This is a genomic window from Janthinobacterium sp. UMAB-56, assembly GCF_900095265.1.
In the GTDB taxonomy this organism is placed as follows: domain Bacteria; phylum Pseudomonadota; class Gammaproteobacteria; order Burkholderiales; family Burkholderiaceae_D; genus Janthinobacterium.
Map to the genome: position 1 here is coordinate 342856 of NZ_LT607653.1, position 17414 is coordinate 360269.

Genomic DNA, 17414 nt, shown 5'->3' on the forward strand with positions numbered 1-17414 from the left:
GGTGCCCGCCCGCGCCAGCTGCTTACGCCGGCGCGTACGGCTGCGCTTCCAGCGGCTGTCCCTTGGCATCGAATTTCAGCGCCACGGACAAACTGGTCACGCCGATGGTCGCCAGCGCATCGCAGATGTCGTCGACTTCGTCCTGCAGGTCGGCGGCCAGGTCCAGCGGCTTGTCGGCGCTGTGCAGCAGTTCGCCGCCCGCCGTGCTGACGTTGACGCGCAGCAGCATTTCGCCATGCTCATCGGCCGGACCGACGACCACCGAGACGTCGCCCGCGTCCACCTTGTTTTCCGCCAATGCATGGTTGATGCCCGACATCATCTGCAGCATCGCATACTCGCTCATGCCTTGTTCCTTGCCGCCGTGGAATAGATCCTGGTAGAGGAAGCTCACTTCCAGGGCGCTGCCGGCAGGCGCCAGGCAGCGTTTCACCAGCCCGCCGACTTCCGTCGTCCACTGCTGATAACGGGCCAGGCGCGCATCGAACCAGGCGTCGAGCGCCGCTTCATCCTTGGGTTCTGCATAGAAAGGGTCGTCCACGCGCTTGAGGGCAAAGCCCAGCAGGAAGCGCAGTTCGACGGCCGTGTCCTGCGGGCCGAAGGCCGTCTCGCTCCAGCCGACGATGCTGCTTTCCAGGCCCGGCGTGGCGACGATTTTCTTGTCTGTCATCGATGAGTACGCATCGCGCACCATCTCGTGCAGGTGGCTATAGGTGATGCGGTCGATTTCATCGAGGTCGTAGGCGTGGCTCATCAAAACCACCTTGGCCTTGGCGCTTTCCAGTTGAGACTGTTGAAAACTCTTCACCAGTGCTTCGAAAGCGTCCTGGTCCTGGAAGCTGTCCGCTTCCTTCAGGCCACCCGTGTTTTGCACCAGCAGGGGCACGACGAAGGCGTTGATTTCCATGGCCGGGGCATTCTCGCGGCGGATCACGGAAATCGAGGCCGCTTCCTCGATATGGCTGCGCAAATACTGGTAGGCGCCCACGTCTTCGTACTTGGCGCGCTCGATGGCGTCGTACAGGATTTCATCCTTCTTTTGATTCAAGGCCTTGCGGATCAGGCGGCCGAACTCGACGGCTTGCTCGGCCAGCACCGTGCCCTGCGATTCGCTGTCTTCCTGCTCCGCCAGGTTCAGGGCCATCGTGCACAGCATGCGCGTGACGGCTTCATCCTTGTCTTCAGGCGTGTTGGCGGATTTACGGGGAACAGGGCGCTTATTTTTGGGCATGGCGATCAACAGGTTAAGAAAGACGGGTCAGGCAAACGGAAACAGGCGCCAAGGCTTTGCCTGGCGCCGGACAGATCATACAGGCGGACGCGGCCGCCTGATACCTCAATGGTCGGTATCGAACATCTCGTGCAACTCGTCGAGCAGGTCGGCCGCTTCTTCCTGCGACAGGCCGAGATGCTGGCAAGCAAGTTCGCCGCCTTTGTCCCACTCCAGCGAGGTACTGTTGCCATGGTAGCGCTGAATGCCTTTTTCGGCCAGCAGCGACAGGGCGACGAGCGAGCGGATGGCGTCGTCCGTGGACGGGTCGGCCAATACTGTGTAGTCGTGGTGGTGCAGGATCGCCCAGGAAACATCGGAAGACAAGCCCCAGTTGCGCGCCAGCAAGCAACCGATGGCCGCGTGGTTGGTCTGGTGGCGCGCGTCTTCCAGGCTGGTGAAGCAATTGTGCGCATCATTGGCCGCCGCCGCGTACGTGTTGACGTAGTCGGGGAAGCGGTTCATCAGCAGGGGCACGCCGATGTCGCAGAACAGGCCGAAGGTATGGGCGATGTCGGGCGGGGCGATGCGCAGCTTGCGTGACGTAAATACCAGGGCGCGCGCACGCTTGGCCGACACGTCCCAGAAATTGCTCAGTTCCACGCCTTCCGCTTCCAGTGCCTGGCGTGCCAGCAGCCCCGTCATCATGGCGCTGCATTGGTTAATGCCGAGAAAGTTGATGCCTTGCTCGACGGACTTGGCCTTGCGCGCGGCGCCATAGAACGGAGAATTGGCAAGTTTCAGCAGGGCGCCCGACATGCCGACGTCGTCGGCGATGATGCGCGCGATGCGTCGCGGCGACGGGTCGTCTTCGGCCAGTTCGCGCTGCAGGTCGACCAGCAGGCTGGGACGCGGCGGGATACGGATGGAACGCATCAAGGCGTCAACCGGATCTTCCTGCACTACCTGCTTTTGCGCTGCCGCTCTCATCATCACGCTTTCATCATCATTTTTGTGCCCGGTGCTTATTCTGTCGCGCTGCCGCTGCCCGCTTCAGTAGCGTCTGGCGCAGTGCCCGACGATTATCGCTGTTTATGCGTGGCAATAGTTCATATCTACAATATATTCTCGCAAAAATCCCCGTTTGGCCTGCTCCTGTCGAGATTGTCGTCATGTTACGACGATGCCCATCTTGGAATTCGTGATTAAAAGATTAAGTTCTATTTTTTCACGGCGGGGCAAGGCGTGCAACGCGATGCGTGGAGGTAAAATTGCCTGATGAAAAAAATCCTCGCGGGTATCGACTTTGCGGACGATGCCAGTAGCGTGGCGCGCCAGCTGATCGGTGTGACCGTGCTGGTTGACGGCGTAGGCGGGCGTATCGTGGAAACGGAAGCGTATGACCGGCTGGACCCCGCTTCGCACACGTATGGCGGCATGACGCCGCGCAATGCGGCCATGTTCGGCCCGCCCGCGCACGCCTATGTCTACCGCTCGTACGGCATCCACTGGTGCCTGAATTTTGTGTGCCGCGAAGCGGGCCATGGCGCGGGCGTACTGATCCGCGCCATCGAGCCACAGGCGGGACTCGATACCATGCGTGAACGGCGCGGCGCCGAGGATGTGCGGCTGCTTTGCTCGGGGCCGGGCAAGGTGTGCCAGGCGCTCGGCGTGAGCCATGTGCAGAATCGCCTGGCGCTCGATGCGCCGCCGTTCATGCTGCTGGCCCGCGAGGAAGAAGTGACGGTGCAGGCGGGGCCGCGCATCGGCATTTCCAGGGCGATGGAGACGCCGTGGCGCTTCGTGCTGGCCGGTTCGCGCTACCTGAGTAAACCGCTGCGCGCGCCTGCCTCCTAGCCGTCCGGCCCGGTGTCAGGCGCCGCGCTGGTGGCGGGGCGTGGTGCTGCGAGGGATGCCGCGTAGCGGGCTGTGCAGCGCTCGCCGCTCGCTTCTCTTGGCGGGGCCGGCCGGATGCTGGAATGCCTCCCCTTCGGTGTGGCCTGCCGGCGTGGCAGGGCGCTCGTCCAGGGTAAATACGCTGACTGCCGCCGACAATTTGACGGCCTGGTCCTGCAGGCTGGCCGCCGCCGACGCCGCCTGCTCCACCAGGGCAGCGTTTTGCTGGGTGACGTCATCCATTTGCGCGACGGCATGGTTCACTTCCGTGATGCCGGACGCCTGCTCTGCGCTGGCCTGTTTCACGCGCTGGATGATGGCATCGACTTGCTGCACCGAGGCGACGATGGCCCCCATGCTGTCGCCCGCCTGCTGCACGGCAACGCTGCCGCCATCGATGGTGCTCACGGATGTGGCGATCAGGGTCTTGATTTCCCTGGCCGCCTGCGCCGAGCGTTGCGCCAGGGTGCGCACTTCGGAGGCCACCACGGCAAACCCGCGGCCTTGCTCGCCCGCGCGCGCCGCTTCCACCGCCGCATTCAGCGCGAGGATATTGGTCTGGAAGGAAATACCATCGATCACGCCAATAATATCCACGATCTGGCGCGAATTGGCGCGTATTGTCGCCATCGTCGTCACGGCTTGCTGCATCGACGCCCCCCCTTGCACGGCCAGGGTGGAGGCTTGCCCCGCCAGCTCACAGGCCAGTTCGGCGTTGTCCGCATTGTTGTTGACGGCTTGCGTCAAGGTTTCCATGGCGCTCGACGTTTCTTCCAGTGAACTGGCTTGCATTTCCGTGCGGGCCGACAGATCCAGATTACCCGTGGCAATTTCGCGCGAGGCCGTGTCGATCGATTGCACGGCGTCCATGATGGTGCGCAAGGTCCGGTTCAGGTGAGCGATGGTCTGGTCCAGCACGCGCGAGGTGGCGGCGATTTCGTCATTGCCCTGCTTGGGCGCGCCAGCCATCAGCTTGCCCGCCGCCAGGTCTTGCACGGCATCAGCAATGCCGCGGATTTCCCCCAGCATGGCGCGCCGCACCAGCATGGTCACCACGATGGAGACGAGGATCGACAGCAGCACGGTCAGCAGCAAGCTCCAGCCCAGGTTGCGAAATTCGGCGCTGGCCGTCGCATGGGCCTGGCTGCTGAGCGTCGTTTCCAAGGCCGCCAGTTGCGCCAGTTGCGTATTGAACTGGCCGAACCGGGTTTCTGCCTTGAGCATGGAATTGGTGGCGATCGACTGGTCCATCTGCGCCATTTCCATGGTTTCCAGCACCGCCTTGCGATAGCCGGTCAGTGCCGTGATGGCCGCATCGACCAGGGTGCGCTCGGCGCCCGTCGCCGTGGAACGCAGCGTGGCCAGCTGGGTGCCGATCGCCACGTGGCGCGCCTTGATCTGTTGCTCCAGTGTCGAGAGGCGGGCCTGGGCGAAGCTGCCATTCGTCCATGACAGTAATTGGTACATATTGCCATGCACATGCTTGGCCTCGCCGACGACGTCGGCGGCCGCCTTCAAATGCGCGATGCGCACCAGCACCATGTTTTCCAGCGAGGCATTTTGCCGCACCATGCCATACCAGGCGCCACTCGAGCTGAATATCAGCAGCAGCAAGACCAGTGTGGGAGCCAGCAATAATTTTGGTCCGATGCGTAGTGTATTGAGCATGCCTGACTCCTGGCTATGGCTGTTCAAACCGCAGGCGGCGCGCGGCGTGCGCTCCGCCCCTGCCTTATTTTTTGTAAATGCCCGCTTCCAGCACCACATCGTTGACGCGCAGGATGTAGGTGGTTTTCGGCTCGATCTTGCCGCTGGTGGGATTCTTGTACTGGTAATCGACCCAGCCCTTGCCATGCTTTTGCGCCAGTTCAATGATTTCACGGCGATATTTCTTGCCATTCGCATCGGGCACATCCGTCAAATCCTTGCCTACGATGGAAGGATTGATGGGGTGGACCAGCACGATGCCCGTCTTGATGTCGCGCATGTCCACATATAGCGAGCCTTGCACGAAGTCCGGGTCTTTCGCCGTGATTTTCTTCATCATTTCTTCCTTGCCATGCGCCTTTATGAAGGCGGCGCCCCGTTCGGCCATGGCGATGGCGTCCTTTTCCGTTGCTTCGACCGCTGCATGGACGCTGCCGCCGGCAAATGCCAGGCACAGCAGGCTACCCGTGAATATGCGTTTCATGAAAGCTCCTTGTGATATCGGGGGATGTGTTGCCAAGTCGTAATTTACGTCGCCGACGGCCACCGCAAATTGCGATGGAACAAACTACAGGGTTGCTTGTGGGCAGCGAGCAACGTATCGGAATGCTTGTTGATGTGTAGCAATTTGGTTCTCGATGGCAAGAATTATGATGACTTTCACAGTATGCCGAGCTGGCATGGTCTGTGGGGGAAAAGGCTGGAATTGGCCGATATAGGGACAATTTCATGAAAGTTATCGCTATTTATTGGCAAGGAGACTATCGTGTCCAAACGCATTACCGAGCCGTTTCCACCCAAGTTCAAGCCGTATACGCGGCAAACCATTCATCAGGCGCGGCAGTGGGCATGGTTGCCGGAAGAGCAGCGTGTAGCCGTGCAGGTGGTTTCGCACGTCTTGCCGTTTCGCACCAATGCCTATGTGCTCGACCAGCTGATCGACTGGAACAATATTCCCGACGATCCCATCTACCGCCTCGTCTTTCCCCACCGCGACATGCTGCCGCCCGAGCAGTTCGCGCACTTGCGCGATCTCGTGCTGGTGCAGCAGGACAAGGCTGCCATCGACGCCTATGTGCATGGAATTCGCCTGGGCATGAATCCCCATCCTGCCGGGCAGATGACGCATAACGTGCCGAAAGTCAACGATGCGCCCGTGCGCGGCTTGCAGCATAAATATGCGCAGACGGTGCTGTTTTTCCCCAGCGCGGGACAGACGTGCCACGCGTATTGCACCTTTTGCTTCCGCTGGCCGCAGTTCGTCGGCATGGACGACATGAAATTCGATGCGCGCGAGTCGCATGAGTTGGCCGCCTATTTGAAACTGCATCCGGAAGTGACAGACGTGCTGATCACGGGCGGCGACCCGATGATCATGAATACGCGGCAACTGGCCGCCTACCTGGAGCCGTTGCTGGCGCCGGGCCTGGAACATATCCAGAACATCCGCATCGGCACCAAGGCGGTGGCGTATTGGCCCCAGCGTTTTGTCTCCGACGGCGACGCGGACGATTTGCTGCGCCTGTTCGAGCGCATCGTCAAGGCGGGCAAGAACCTGGCCGTGATGGGCCATTACAGCCATGCCGTGGAATTGCGTCAGGACATCGCGCAGCAAGCCGTGAAACGCATCGTTTCCACGGGCGCCACCTTGCGCATGCAGGGCCCGCTGATCCGCCATATCAATGAAGATCCGGCAAGCTGGGCCGAGCTGTGGCAGACGGGCACGCGCCTGGGGGCGATTCCGTATTACCTGTTTGTCGAACGCGATACGGGGCCGCGCGGCTATTTCGAGTTGCCGCTGGCGAAGGCGCACGCGATTTTCCAGGCCGCCTACCAGATGGTGTCCGGCCTGTCGCGCACGGTGCGCGGGCCTTCCATGAGCGCCTTCCCCGGCAAGATCGTCATCGATGGCATCGTTACCATCAATGGCGAAAAGCTGTTTGCCCTGCAATTTTTGCAAGCGCGCAACCCGGACTGGGTGCGGCGGCCGTTTTATGCGAAATTCGATGCGGAAGCGACGTGGATGGACGATTTAAAGCCCGCGTTCGGCCAGGATAAATTTTTCTTCGAGATGGATGAAGCTGTGCCGCAACTGCCGCACAATAAAATCATTCGCCTGGCACAGGCCGCCTGAGCATGCACGCCGCCGGCGCCCCAGTCCGCTGCGGCGTGGCCGTGTTTTGCCGGGTGTTCCTGCCATTCGCGCTCGGGCATTACCTGTCGTGCCTGCTGCGCGGCGTGAATGCCGTGCTGACGGCGGAGTTGCTGGGCGCCATCGCCCTGACACCAGCCCAGCTGGGCTTGCTGACCAGCGCCTTTTTTCTCGCCTTTGCGCTGGTGCAACTGCCGATTGGCATGGCGCTCGACCGCTACGGCCCCCGCACGGTGCAACTCTGGCTGCTGGCGCTGGCGGCCGTGGGCGTGTGGCTGTTCAGCCGGGGCCATAGCTTTGCCGGGCTGCTGTGGGCGCGGGCCTTGATGGGGGCGGGCCTGGGCGGCTGTTTCATGGCCGCCGTGAAAGCGCTCTCGTGCGCTATCGCGCCATCGCGCCTGCCTTCCGTGCATGGCTACCTGATCGCCGTGGGCGGCCTGGGCGCGGCCACGGCCACCATGCCTGTCAAGCTGGCCCTGCATTACACGGACTGGCGCGGCGTCTTCCTGGGCCTGGCGCTGGCGGCGCTGGCCATCGGCGTGCTGATCCGCCTGCTATCGCCGGCCATGCCCGCACCTGCGGCCGCCACGCACGCAGTGAGCAAGGTCAGCGTCTGGAGCGTGTACCGCGACGTGGCCTTTCGCCGCACCATCGCGCTGATCCTGCTGCCGCACACGGTGTTTTTTGGCGTGCAGGGCTTCTGGATGGGCCGCTGGCTGGCGGACGTGGGCGGCTTGTCCGATGACAGCGTGGCGTATTTGTTGTACCTGGGTATGGCGGCCGTCATCTTCGGCGCCATCGGCATGGGCATGCTGACGGAATGGGCCGGGCGGCATGCGATTGAACCGATGCAAGTAGCGGGCGCAGGTATTGCCCTGTTTGTCGCCGTGCAAGTGGTGATGGCATGCAATGTGGTATCCAGCCTACCTTTGCTGTCCGTGCTGTTTGCCTTGCTGGGCACGGTGACGGGCCTCGAGTATGCGATCGTCGCGCAAAGCATGCCGGCCAGCTTGACGGGCAGGGCGGCCACCTGCCTCAATTTGCTCATTTTCACGGGCGCCTTCCTGGTGCAGGGTGGCTTAGGCTTGATCCTCGGCTGCTGGCCCCTGAACAGCCTGCAGCAGTATCCGCCGCAGGCCTACCAGGCGGCGTTTGGCGTACTGGCAGCCTTGCAACTGCCGGGACTTGCGATGTTTTTCATCCACCGTTACAGGCGTGCCGGACCATCCGGTAAAATGGCAGCCTGCACAGCGGCAATGATCAACTCCAAGGAAGACTATGAAACTCGTTCGTTATGGACGTCCAGGCAAGGAAAAACCGGGCCTGATCGATGAAGAAGGCAAACTGCGCGACCTGTCCGGCGTGGTCCAGGATATTGACGGCGCACAACTGTCCGACAAGGCCCTGCGCAAGCTGGCCAAGCTCGACGAAAAGACCTTGCCCCTGGTGCGCGGCAATCCACGCTTCGGCGTGCCGCTGGCCAAGGTCGGCAAGTTCATCGGCATCGGCCTCAATTACGCGGATCACGCAGCCGAGTCCGGCATGCCGATTCCGGCCGAACCGATCGTCTTCATGAAGGCGATTAGCTGCCTGAATGGCCCGGACGATAATGTCGTGTTGCCAAAAGGGTCGAAAAAGACGGACTGGGAAGTGGAGCTGGGCGTGGTCATCGGCACGCGCGCGCAATACGTGAGCGAAGAAGACGCCCTGAAATACGTGGCCGGCTATTGCGTCGTCAACGACATTTCCGAGCGTTCGTTCCAGCTGGAACGGGGCGGCCAATGGGATAAAGGCAAGGGCTGCGACACCTTCGGCCCCATCGGCCCGTGGCTGGTGACGCGCGACGAAGTCATCGACGAGCAAGACCTGGACCTGTATCTGGAAGTCAATGGCAAGCGCATGCAGACCGGCAATACGCAAACCATGATTTTCACGGTGGCGCAGATCGTCAGCTATTTGTCGCAATTCATGACCCTGGAACCGGGCGACGTCATCGCCACGGGCACGCCGCCGGGCGTGGGCCAGGGCCGCAAGCCGCAGCGTTTCCTCAAAAAAGGCGACAGCATGCGCCTGGGCATCCCCGGCCTGGGCGAACAGCAGCAGGACGTGGTCGCCTGGACTGCCTGATGGCGGGCAGCGATAGCGACCGTTTGCCGCCGCTGCCTCTGGCGCAGCTCGACGCCCAGCAGCGCGTGGCCGCGCAAGCCATCATCGACGGTCCGCGCGGGGCGCTGTACGGTCCCTTCGTGCCGCTGATCCGCAGCCCCGAGCTGATGGAAACGGCGCAGCGCATGGGAGAATATTTGCGCTACCGCAGCGCCATCGGCACGCGGCTGTCGGAACTGGCGATCCTGGTGACGGCGCGCCAATGGGACCAGCAAGTCGAGTGGGCCATCCACGCGCCGCTGGCCGTGCAGAACGGCATCGCGCAAGCGGCCGTGGACGCCATCGCGGCGCGGCGCGTACCGCTTGCCCTGAAAGAAGATGAGCAAGCCGTGCACGACTTTTGCATCGAGCTGCAGCAGAACAAGCGCGTCAGCGATGCCACGTATGCGCGGGTGCTGGCGCTGTTCGGCGAACACGGCGTGGTCGACTTGATGGGCATCAACGGCTATTACACCTTCCTGGCCATGGTGATGAATGGGGCGCAGACGGCGGTGCCGGCCTTGGGCGTGCCGCCCATGCCCGCCTGATGAGTGGGCTTGCCCGGGGAATGATCGATAGGCGTTGCCCCTTTCTTTTAGTCCCTGGTGGCCTTGCTGCGCGACCAGACCGATGAATTGCTGACGTTCCGCTTCCAGCAGCGCGATGCGGAAATGCTCGTCGTGCCCCGCAAGGACATGCAGGCTGCGACGCAATCGGTGCTGACGGACAACGGCATGCGCTCGGAAGCGTGGCCCGATCTGCTGCATATCTGGAATGCAAAAACGCCGGCAAACTGATCGTTTCCGGCGTTCCTTACCACAACAGGCGCGGCGCACACCGCGCCTGTTTTACTTTAAGCCAATACTTTTTTCAGCCACGCGCCAATCGCATCGATCTCTTCCTGGCACAGCGAGTGTTGCATCATGTACTCGTGCCATTCCACCTTGTAACCCATGCCCGTGAGCAAGTCGCGCGACTGCTGTGCGCGGGCGATGGGCACCACGGGGTCGGCCTTGCCGTGCGCCATGAAGATAGGCGTCTGCAGGCTGGCCGGCGTGCGCTCAAGCGCCGTCTTGTCGGCCAGCGGCAGATAGCCGGACAGGCACATCAGGCCGGCCAGCGGTTCCGCGTGGCGCAAGCCCGTTTGCAAGGTCATGGCGCAGCCTTGCGAGAAGCCGGCCAGGATGATGCGGTTGGCGGGAATGCCGCGTGCCTTTTCGCGTGCAATCAGCGCTTCGACCTGCACCTGCGAGGCGCGCAAGCCGCCCTCGTCTTCGCGGCGCACCAGGTCGCTCACGAGGATGTCGTACCAGGCGCGCATCACATAACCGTTGTTGATGGTGACGGGCATGGTGCCGGCGCTGGGGAAAATGAAGCGGATGGCGGGGCAGCCGCGCAGGTCGAGTTCTTTTACCAGAGGCACGAAGTCGTTGCCGTCGGCGCCCAGGCCATGCATCCAGATGATGGAGACGGTGGGGTTCGGTGCGCTGTCGAGTTCTATGGTTTCCAGCAAGGTGCTCATGTATTTTCCTCAGGTAAAGGTTGCGCCGGACGTAGCGCCGATTTGGGGCGGAAGGCCTTGCAGATGGCCGGGTCGGTTTCCATGTAAGGGCCGTTGATCAGGTCGATGCAATACGGCACGGCGGCAAAGATGCCGTTCACCAGTTGCACGCCGTCGGCATCTTTCAAGCCTTCCAGGGTTTCCTTGATGGCTTTCGGCTGGCCCGGCAAGTTCATGATCAGGCAAGCGCGCTCGGGCGTTTCGCGGATCACGGCCACCTGGCGCGACAAGATCGCCGTCGGCACGAATTGCAGGCTGATTTGGCGCATCTGTTCGCCGAAACCGGGCATTTCCCTGGTCCCGACGCTGAGCGTGGCGTCCGGTGTCACATCGCGCCGCGCCGGACCCGTGCCGCCCGTCGTCAGGATCAAATGGCAGTGGCCCAGGTCGACCATGTCGATCAAGGTGTTTTCAATTTGCGCGCGCTCATCGGGGATCAGGCGTTTTTCCAGGCGAAACGGCGTGCGGATGGCGGCCGACAGCCAGCTTTCCAGGGCCGGGATGCCCAGGTCTTCATACACGCCGCCGCTGGCGCGGTCCGAGATCGACACGAGGCCGATAATCAATTCGTCTTCGATGGTGATGGGCATCTTGCACCTATACAGTCTTGAGTGGCGTAAAAACAATAAAACCGGGATTATCCCGGTTTTTTGCTCCTCTTTGCGTTTCGGACGCTGAATTACTCGTCGTCTTCCGCTTCTGCGTCATCTTCGTCGGCATCGTTCTTGGCGCTGTTTTTCTTCTTGGCGATCTCTTTCAAGATCTGGAAGATTTCGCGGTAGGCTTTTGGCGGCTTGTTCTCGGCCTGCTCCTTGCGGGCATTGCGGATCAGGGTGCGCAAGTGCTGCACGTCCAGTTCCGGGTTTTCCGACAGCAAGACGGTCAGGGCCTTGTCATCTGTCAAGAGTTTATCGCGGCGGCGTTCCATCGCGTGCATAGTGGCCGTGTCGGCTTTCGACAAGCCTTTCCAGCTATCGATGGTGCGTTGGATGGCGGCAACTTCTTCCTCATCCAGGGTACGCATTTTCTTGCCCACGTATTGCAGCTGGCGGCGGCGGCCTTCGTGATCCTTGATTTGCTGGCATTCGAGAATGGCGTCGCGCACGTCTTCCGGCATCGGGACGCGCTTGACGCGGTCGCGTGCCTCATTGACGAGTTCTTCGCCCAGCTTTTGCAGGACGGTCATCTGGCGCTTGAGTTCCGACTTCGACGGACGTTCATATTCCTGTTCGAATTCGGTGGATTGGAAGCCGCAAGCTCCCCGGTTTGGATTTGGCATGATAAGGCGGGATTGGCCGCGTAGGCCGCACCTGTAAACTGTAAACGACTGCTATGATAACCTTTTTAGCGGCTTTCCGAAGAAAACAGCGCATGAACGACTCCGTATTTACCCATAGTCAAGAGCAATTGCAGCAACTGGCCCGTGATGTGTTGTCTTTTGCGCGGGAAGCGGGCGGCACCGACGCTGCCGTCGAAGTCAGTGTTGGCGGTGGCTTGTCCGTTTCTGTACGAAAAGGCAAGATCGAGACGATCGAGCAAAACCAGGACAAGGGCATGGGCGTGACCGTGTTTGTCGGCAAGAAGCGCGGCAATGCCAGCACCTCCGACTTTTCGCCGTCCGCCCTGCGCGCCACGGTGGACGCCGCCTACAACATCGCCCGCTTCACGGCCGAGGACGATTGCGCGGGCCTGGCCGACGCCGACATGCTGGAAATGTCCCCCCTTGACTTGCAACTGTTCTATCCGTGGCTGATTTCCGCTGAGGAAGCCGTCGTGCTGGCCCAGCGGGCCGAAGCGGCCGCGTTTGCCGTCGACCCGCGCATCACGAACAGCGAGGGGGCCAGCGTGCATGTGCAGCAATCGCACTTTGTGTCTGCCAATTCGCGCGGCTTCATCGGCGGCTACCCGTTTTCGCGCCACACCCTGTCCGTGGCGCCCATCGCCGGCAAGGGCGCGAAGATGCAACGCGACGACTGGTATTCGTCCGTGCGCGACGCCGCCAAAATGTCGAGTCCGGAAGCCATCGGCCGCTACGCCGCCGAGCGCGCCCTGTCGCGCCTGAACGCGCGCAAACTGGGCACGCGCACCTGCCCCGTACTGTTCGAGGCACCGCTGGCGGCCGGTTTGCTCGGTACCTATGTGCAAGCGACCTCGGGCGGTGCCCTGTACCGCAAATCCACTTTCCTGAACGATTCCCTGGGCACGCAAGTGTTGCCGTCGCACGTGCAGATCTTTGAAGACCCGCACGTGATCGGCGGCGTCGGTTCCGCGCCGTTCGACGAAGAGGGCGTGAAAACTGTCAGCCGCGACGTCGTCAAGGACGGCGTGGTGCAAGGCTATTTCCTGTCCACTTACACGGCCCGCAAGCTGGGCATGCAGACGACCGGCAATGCGGGCGGTTCGCACAATCTGTACCTGAGCTCGAACTTGACGGCCGCCACTGACGATTTTAGCGCCATGCTGAAAAAGCTGGGCACGGGCTTGCTGGTGACGGAACTGATGGGACAAGGAACCAATTACGTGACGGGCGACTATTCGCGCGGCGCCTCCGGTTTCTGGGTGGAAAACGGTGTGATCCAGTATCCGGTGGAGGAAATTACCATCGCCGGCAATATGCGGGACATGCTGCGCAACATCGTTGCCGTGGGCGCCGACGCCTTGCGCCGAGGCACCAAAGAGACCGGTTCCATCCTCATCGAGAGCATGGTGGTGGCTGGCGGCTGAAGCCGCCCAAGTCTTCTTGCAAAGGCGCCGCTGGCGCCTTTTTTCTTGTCCCTGTGCTGCTTGGGCAGCGCTCTGATCGTCATACGGCGGAAATATTCGCTTCGTATGATGGCGCCATCTGACGTTATCTGCGTAATTGAGATGCTTTTAATGTAAGTAAGCCGAACTTCGTGATATTTCATGCAAGATGTGAGTCTTGCCGTGACGCGTAGTTGTTGATCCAACCTGCATAGTGACTCTCTCTCCATGACCTACTCCCGTACCCGTATCGCCCGCGCGGTGGCCCTGTTGTGTGCCATGAACGCCGTGTTCGCCCACCAGGCGCACGCCCATGGCGATGCGACCGTTGCCCCAGCATCCGCCAGCGCATCCATGGGCGCCCCGCAAGCCGTGATCGTCACGGGCACGCGCGGCAGCAACCGCACCCAGTTCGACACCATGGCGCCCGTCGATGTGTTCAACCGCGAAGATATCGGTGCCGTGGAATCGTCGGACTTGAACGACGTTCTGGCGCAACTTGTGCCCTCGTATGTGGTGCAACGCTTGCCGATGGCCGATGGGCAAGTGTTCGTGCGTCCCGCCACCCTGCGCGGCCTGTCGCCAGACCAGACCCTGGTGCTGGTCAACGGCAAGCGCTTTCATCGCAGCGCCCTGCTGGGCGCGCGCGGCGCGCAGGCGCCCGACCTGGCACAGATTCCCGTGTCCGCCATCAAACGCATCGAAGTGCTGCGCGATGGCGCTTCGGCCCAGTACGGTTCCGATGCGATCGCGGGCGTGATCAACATCATTCTCGACGATACGCTGGGTACGGAACTGTCCGTGCAGCACTCGCAATACTCGGAAGGCGACGGCAAGGGCAATGAGCTCAATCTGAAGACGGGCTTTGCCTTTGGCGAGACGGGCAAGGTGACGATTTTCGGCGCGCTGGCCCAGTCCGACCCTACTTCGCGCACGCGCCAGCGGGCCGACGCCATCGCTTTCCAGAACGCCCATCCGGCATTGAAGGTGCGGAACCCCGTGCAGCGCTGGGGCCAGCCTGAACTCGACAGCAAGCGCATCGGCTTCAATGCCAGCATGGCGCTGTCCGACGCGGCGGAACTCTACGGCTTCGGCCTGTTCAGCCGCAGCGACGGCACCTCGGACTTCAACTGGAGGAATCCCGACACGAGTACGGGTGCGTATAAAACCAGCAACCTGTTCCCCGGCTGGGATTTGCGCAGCCTGTATCCACTCGGCTTCAGCCCCAGCTATTCGAATGATCAGGATGATTTACAGTTGGTGGCCGGCGTGCGTGGTCACTTCAACGACAGCTTCGGCTGGGATGTGAGCGCTTCCTACGGTCGCAACCGCATCGATTACAACTTGGCCAATTCCATCAATGCTTCGATGGGCCCGAGCAGCCCGACGGCGTTTTACCTGGGCCAGTTGTCGCAGGTCGAAAAGATTCTCAACGCCAATTTTAATTATGAATTGCCCGTGGCATCCCTGCCGCAACCGGTCAATATCGCGTTTGGCGCGGAAGCGCGCAACGAAACGTATGGCGTGAAGGCGGGCGATACGGCGTCCTGGACGGTGGGGCCGGGCGCGGCCATCGGCCTTGATGCGAACGCGAATGGCGCCCCCGGTTTCAGCGACCGCCAGGCGGGCAGCTGGGGGCAGGACAGCTATGCTGCCTACCTCGACGTGGAAGTGCCCGTCACCAAGGCCCTGAGCCTGGGCGGCGCGGCCCGCTATGAGCATTTCTCGGAATTCGGCAGTACCGTCAATGGCAAGTTGTCAGCCCGTTACGCCTTGAGCGCGGACCTGGCCTTGCGCGGCTCTTACTCGACGGGTTTCCGCGCGCCAACACCGGGCCAGTCGAACACCAACAGCACGAACCAAGGCCTCGACACTAAGACCTTGCTATTGTTTACCAGCGGCCGCCTGGCTAACAACGACCCGCTGGCCATCCTGCTGGGTGCGCAGGCGCTGAAGCCGGAAAAATCGAAAAACCTGTCGCTGGGTTTTACGTGGAAGACACCGGCCGGCTTTTCCGGTTCCGTCGATGTGTATGATATCAAGGTCAGCGACCGCTTCAGCACCTCCGCCGCCTTTGCCGTGCCGGCTGGCGTGGCCAATCCGCTGCGCTACACCTCCGTCAGCTATTTCACGAATGACTTCGACACCACCACGCGCGGCATCGATATCGTGGGCAGCCACCTGAGCCGTATCGGCGACGGCAAGCTGAACTTGACCCTTGCCTACAACTACAACACGACCAAAGTCGATGGCGGCAAGTCCAGCCTGGTCACCAATCCGGCCCAGCGGCAAGTATTCGAAGAGCGCCTGCCGCGCCAGAAAGCCACCGTCAGCGGCAACTACGACCTGGGCAGCTGGAATACCCTGGCCCGCGTGCGCTATTACGGCGCGTGGACGGACAATTCCGGCAACGCCACGGGCGATATCTTCCAGCGCTTCGGCGCCATGCAATTTCTTGATCTGGCGGCCAGCTACAAGATCAGCGACAAGCAGTCCGTACGCGTGGGTATCGACAACGTGCTGGACAAGTATCCTGATGAGGCAAGCTTCCAGGCCAGCCGCGGTCTGATCTATTCGCGCAATGCGCCTTACGACACGGACGGGCGCAATCTGTATGTCGAGTACAAAGTGAAATTTTAAGGGGAGATGACGATGAATCCACAACGCCGCGCCTTGTTGCGCGCGGGTTCGCTGGCGGCGGCGCTGCCCTTGGCGGCAGGCGCAGGATCGGCTGCGGCAGCGTCCGCCGCCCTGGCGCCACCGTTGCCGCCTTTGCCAGCAGTGCCGGCCGGCACCACGCCGGAGGTGCTGGCCAGCAACCAGGCTTACTGGCAGGCCGTGGCCGCGCAATACGACACCACAGATGCCATCGTGCAACTGGATAATGCCTACTGGGGGGCGATGGCCAGGCCCGTGCTGCGTCATTATGAGCAGCAACTGGCCATGGTCAACCGCGACAACGCCTGGTATGCACGCATGCGTTTCCCGGCCGATTTCGAGGCGGCCCGCGCGGCGGCAGCCAGGGCGCTGGGCGTGGCGAGCGATGAAATCGTGCTGACGCGGGGTGCCACGGAAGCGCTGCAAGTCTTGATCGCCGGCTACAACCGCCTGCGGCCCGGCGATACGGTGCTATACGCGGATATCGATTACGACAATATGATCACGGTCACGCGCTGGCTGCAGCAGCGGCGCGGCGTCCAGGTGGTGTCGATTGCCATGCCGGAACCGTTTGCGCATGACAATGTCGTCGCCGCCTATGTTGCCGCCATGGAAAGCCAGCCCACCTTGAAATTGATGCTGCTCACGCACGTCAATCACCGCAATGGCATGGTCTTGCCCGTGGCCGAGATCAGCCGCCTGGCACGCGCACGGGGCATCGATGTCATCGTCGATACGGCGCACGGTTTTGGCCAGCTCGACATGACGATACCCGATTTGCAGGCAGACTTTGCCGGCATCAATCTGCACAAATGGATAGGTGCGCCCGTCGGCGTGGGCGCCGCCTATGTCAAGCGGGGCAGGCTGGCCGATATCGACCCCTACCTCGGAGAAAAAGCGGGCGACGATATCCGCACCCGCGTGCACACGGGCACGGTCAATTTCGCCGCCTATCTGAGCTTGCCGACGGCGCTGGACTTGCATGCGCAAATCGGCGTGGCCAACAAGCAGGCGCGGCTGAGGCTGCTGCGCAACCGCTGGGTGGAAGCGGCACGCGGCATCGATGGCATCGAAGTGCTGGCGTCCGGCGACCCGCGCCTGACGAGCGCCATCGCCTCGTTCCGGTTAAGGGGCAAGACGAGCGTAGCCGACAGTTATGCCTTGTCGAAAAAGCTGGTGCAGCAACACGGCATCTTTGCCGTACCCCGCGACGGGCTGGCATCCGGCGCGTGCGTGCGCGTGACGCCAGGCATCTTTACGCCCGAGTCGCATATGGACCGGCTGGTCGATGCCTTGCGCAAGGTGGCGCGCGGCTAGTTGCCAGGGTTGGGGGCACTCCAGCA

The 17414-nt window shown here is 61.9% G+C and carries 16 protein-coding genes; 9 read left to right on the forward strand and 7 right to left on the reverse strand.

The window, feature by feature from the left end; genetic code table 11:
* Window positions 1-22: 22 nt before the first annotated feature.
* Both K0F85_RS07495 and K0F85_RS07500 read right to left on the reverse strand, forming a co-directional pair.
* Window positions 23-1231 carry a hypothetical protein gene (locus K0F85_RS07495; protein ID WP_257572595.1) on the reverse strand — a complete coding sequence of 403 codons (1209 nt, stop codon included), beginning with the start codon at window positions 1229-1231 and terminating at the stop codon, window positions 23-25.
* A gap of 105 nt (window positions 1232-1336) precedes the next feature.
* Window positions 1337-2203, reverse strand: a complete 867-nt coding sequence (locus tag K0F85_RS07500; RefSeq protein WP_219115415.1) for an HDOD domain-containing protein — start codon at window positions 2201-2203, stop codon at window positions 1337-1339.
* 285 nt (window positions 2204-2488) lie between these two features.
* Here K0F85_RS07500 and K0F85_RS07505 point away from each other — a divergent pair, with 285 nt between their 5' ends.
* The gene (locus K0F85_RS07505) at window positions 2489-3067 is read left to right on the forward strand and encodes a DNA-3-methyladenine glycosylase (RefSeq protein ID WP_219115416.1); all 579 of its coding nucleotides are present in this window, start codon (window positions 2489-2491) and stop codon (window positions 3065-3067) included.
* 15 nt (window positions 3068-3082) lie between these two features.
* On the opposite strand, the gene K0F85_RS07510 is transcribed toward K0F85_RS07505, so the two are convergent.
* Both K0F85_RS07510 and K0F85_RS07515 read right to left on the reverse strand, forming a co-directional pair.
* Window positions 3083-4774, reverse strand: coding sequence for a methyl-accepting chemotaxis protein (locus K0F85_RS07510; RefSeq protein ID WP_219115417.1), 1692 nt, complete (start codon window positions 4772-4774; stop codon window positions 3083-3085).
* A 64-nt stretch (window positions 4775-4838) separates the two neighbouring features.
* Window positions 4839-5297 carry a cache domain-containing protein gene (locus K0F85_RS07515; protein WP_219115418.1) on the reverse strand — a complete coding sequence of 153 codons (459 nt, stop codon included), beginning with the start codon at window positions 5295-5297 and terminating at the stop codon, window positions 4839-4841.
* Window positions 5298-5579: 282 nt separating this feature from the next.
* On the opposite strand from K0F85_RS07515, the gene K0F85_RS07520 reads away from it, so the two are divergent.
* The 5 genes from K0F85_RS07520 to K0F85_RS07540 are packed head-to-tail and all read left to right on the forward strand — an operon-like array spanning window position 5580 to window position 9907.
* Window positions 5580-6947, forward strand: coding sequence for a KamA family radical SAM protein (locus K0F85_RS07520; protein ID WP_257572596.1), 1368 nt, complete (start codon window positions 5580-5582; stop codon window positions 6945-6947).
* A gap of 2 nt (window positions 6948-6949) precedes the next feature.
* Window positions 6950-8299, forward strand: a complete 1350-nt coding sequence (locus K0F85_RS07525) for a nitrate/nitrite transporter (RefSeq protein ID WP_219115419.1) — start codon at window positions 6950-6952, stop codon at window positions 8297-8299.
* Entirely contained in the window at window positions 8244-9092 is an 849-nt protein-coding gene (locus K0F85_RS07530) for a fumarylacetoacetate hydrolase family protein (protein WP_219115420.1), read from the forward strand. The genes K0F85_RS07525 and K0F85_RS07530 overlap by 56 nt, the downstream gene beginning before the upstream one ends.
* Entirely contained in the window at window positions 9092-9658 is a 567-nt protein-coding gene (locus K0F85_RS07535) for a carboxymuconolactone decarboxylase family protein (RefSeq protein WP_219115421.1), read from the forward strand. The genes K0F85_RS07530 and K0F85_RS07535 overlap by 1 nt, the downstream gene beginning before the upstream one ends.
* Window positions 9659-9715: 57 nt before the next feature.
* Entirely contained in the window at window positions 9716-9907 is a 192-nt protein-coding gene (locus tag K0F85_RS07540) for a hypothetical protein (protein ID WP_219115422.1), read from the forward strand.
* Window positions 9908-9963: 56 nt separating this feature from the next.
* Here the strand turns inward: K0F85_RS07540 and K0F85_RS07545 are convergent, their stop codons facing one another.
* The 3 genes from K0F85_RS07545 to yjgA all read right to left on the reverse strand — a co-directional run bounded on the left by K0F85_RS07545 (window position 9964) and on the right by yjgA (window position 11950).
* The gene (locus K0F85_RS07545; RefSeq protein ID WP_219115423.1) at window positions 9964-10632 is read right to left on the reverse strand and encodes an alpha/beta hydrolase; all 669 of its coding nucleotides are present in this window, start codon (window positions 10630-10632) and stop codon (window positions 9964-9966) included.
* Entirely contained in the window at window positions 10629-11261 is a 633-nt protein-coding gene (gene mog / locus K0F85_RS07550; protein ID WP_219115424.1) for a molybdopterin adenylyltransferase, read from the reverse strand. The genes K0F85_RS07545 and mog overlap by 4 nt, the downstream gene beginning before the upstream one ends.
* A gap of 89 nt (window positions 11262-11350) precedes the next feature.
* Window positions 11351-11950: a ribosome biogenesis factor YjgA gene (gene yjgA, locus K0F85_RS07555; protein ID WP_219115425.1), complete on the reverse strand. Its 600-nt coding sequence runs from the start codon at window positions 11948-11950 to the stop codon at window positions 11351-11353.
* Between the two features lie 92 nt (window positions 11951-12042).
* Between yjgA and pmbA the strand changes: the two genes are divergently transcribed.
* The 3 genes from pmbA (at window position 12043) to K0F85_RS07570 (ending at window position 17388) form a co-directional block, all read left to right on the forward strand.
* The gene (gene pmbA / locus K0F85_RS07560; RefSeq protein ID WP_219115426.1) at window positions 12043-13395 is read left to right on the forward strand and encodes a metalloprotease PmbA; all 1353 of its coding nucleotides are present in this window, start codon (window positions 12043-12045) and stop codon (window positions 13393-13395) included.
* A gap of 246 nt (window positions 13396-13641) precedes the next feature.
* Window positions 13642-16053 (forward strand): TonB-dependent siderophore receptor, encoded by a 2412-nt coding sequence (locus K0F85_RS07565; protein WP_219115427.1) that lies wholly within the window; start codon window positions 13642-13644, stop codon window positions 16051-16053.
* A gap of 12 nt (window positions 16054-16065) precedes the next feature.
* Window positions 16066-17388: an aminotransferase class V-fold PLP-dependent enzyme gene (locus tag K0F85_RS07570; RefSeq protein WP_219115428.1), complete on the forward strand. Its 1323-nt coding sequence runs from the start codon at window positions 16066-16068 to the stop codon at window positions 17386-17388.
* Window positions 17389-17414 lie beyond the last annotated feature (26 nt).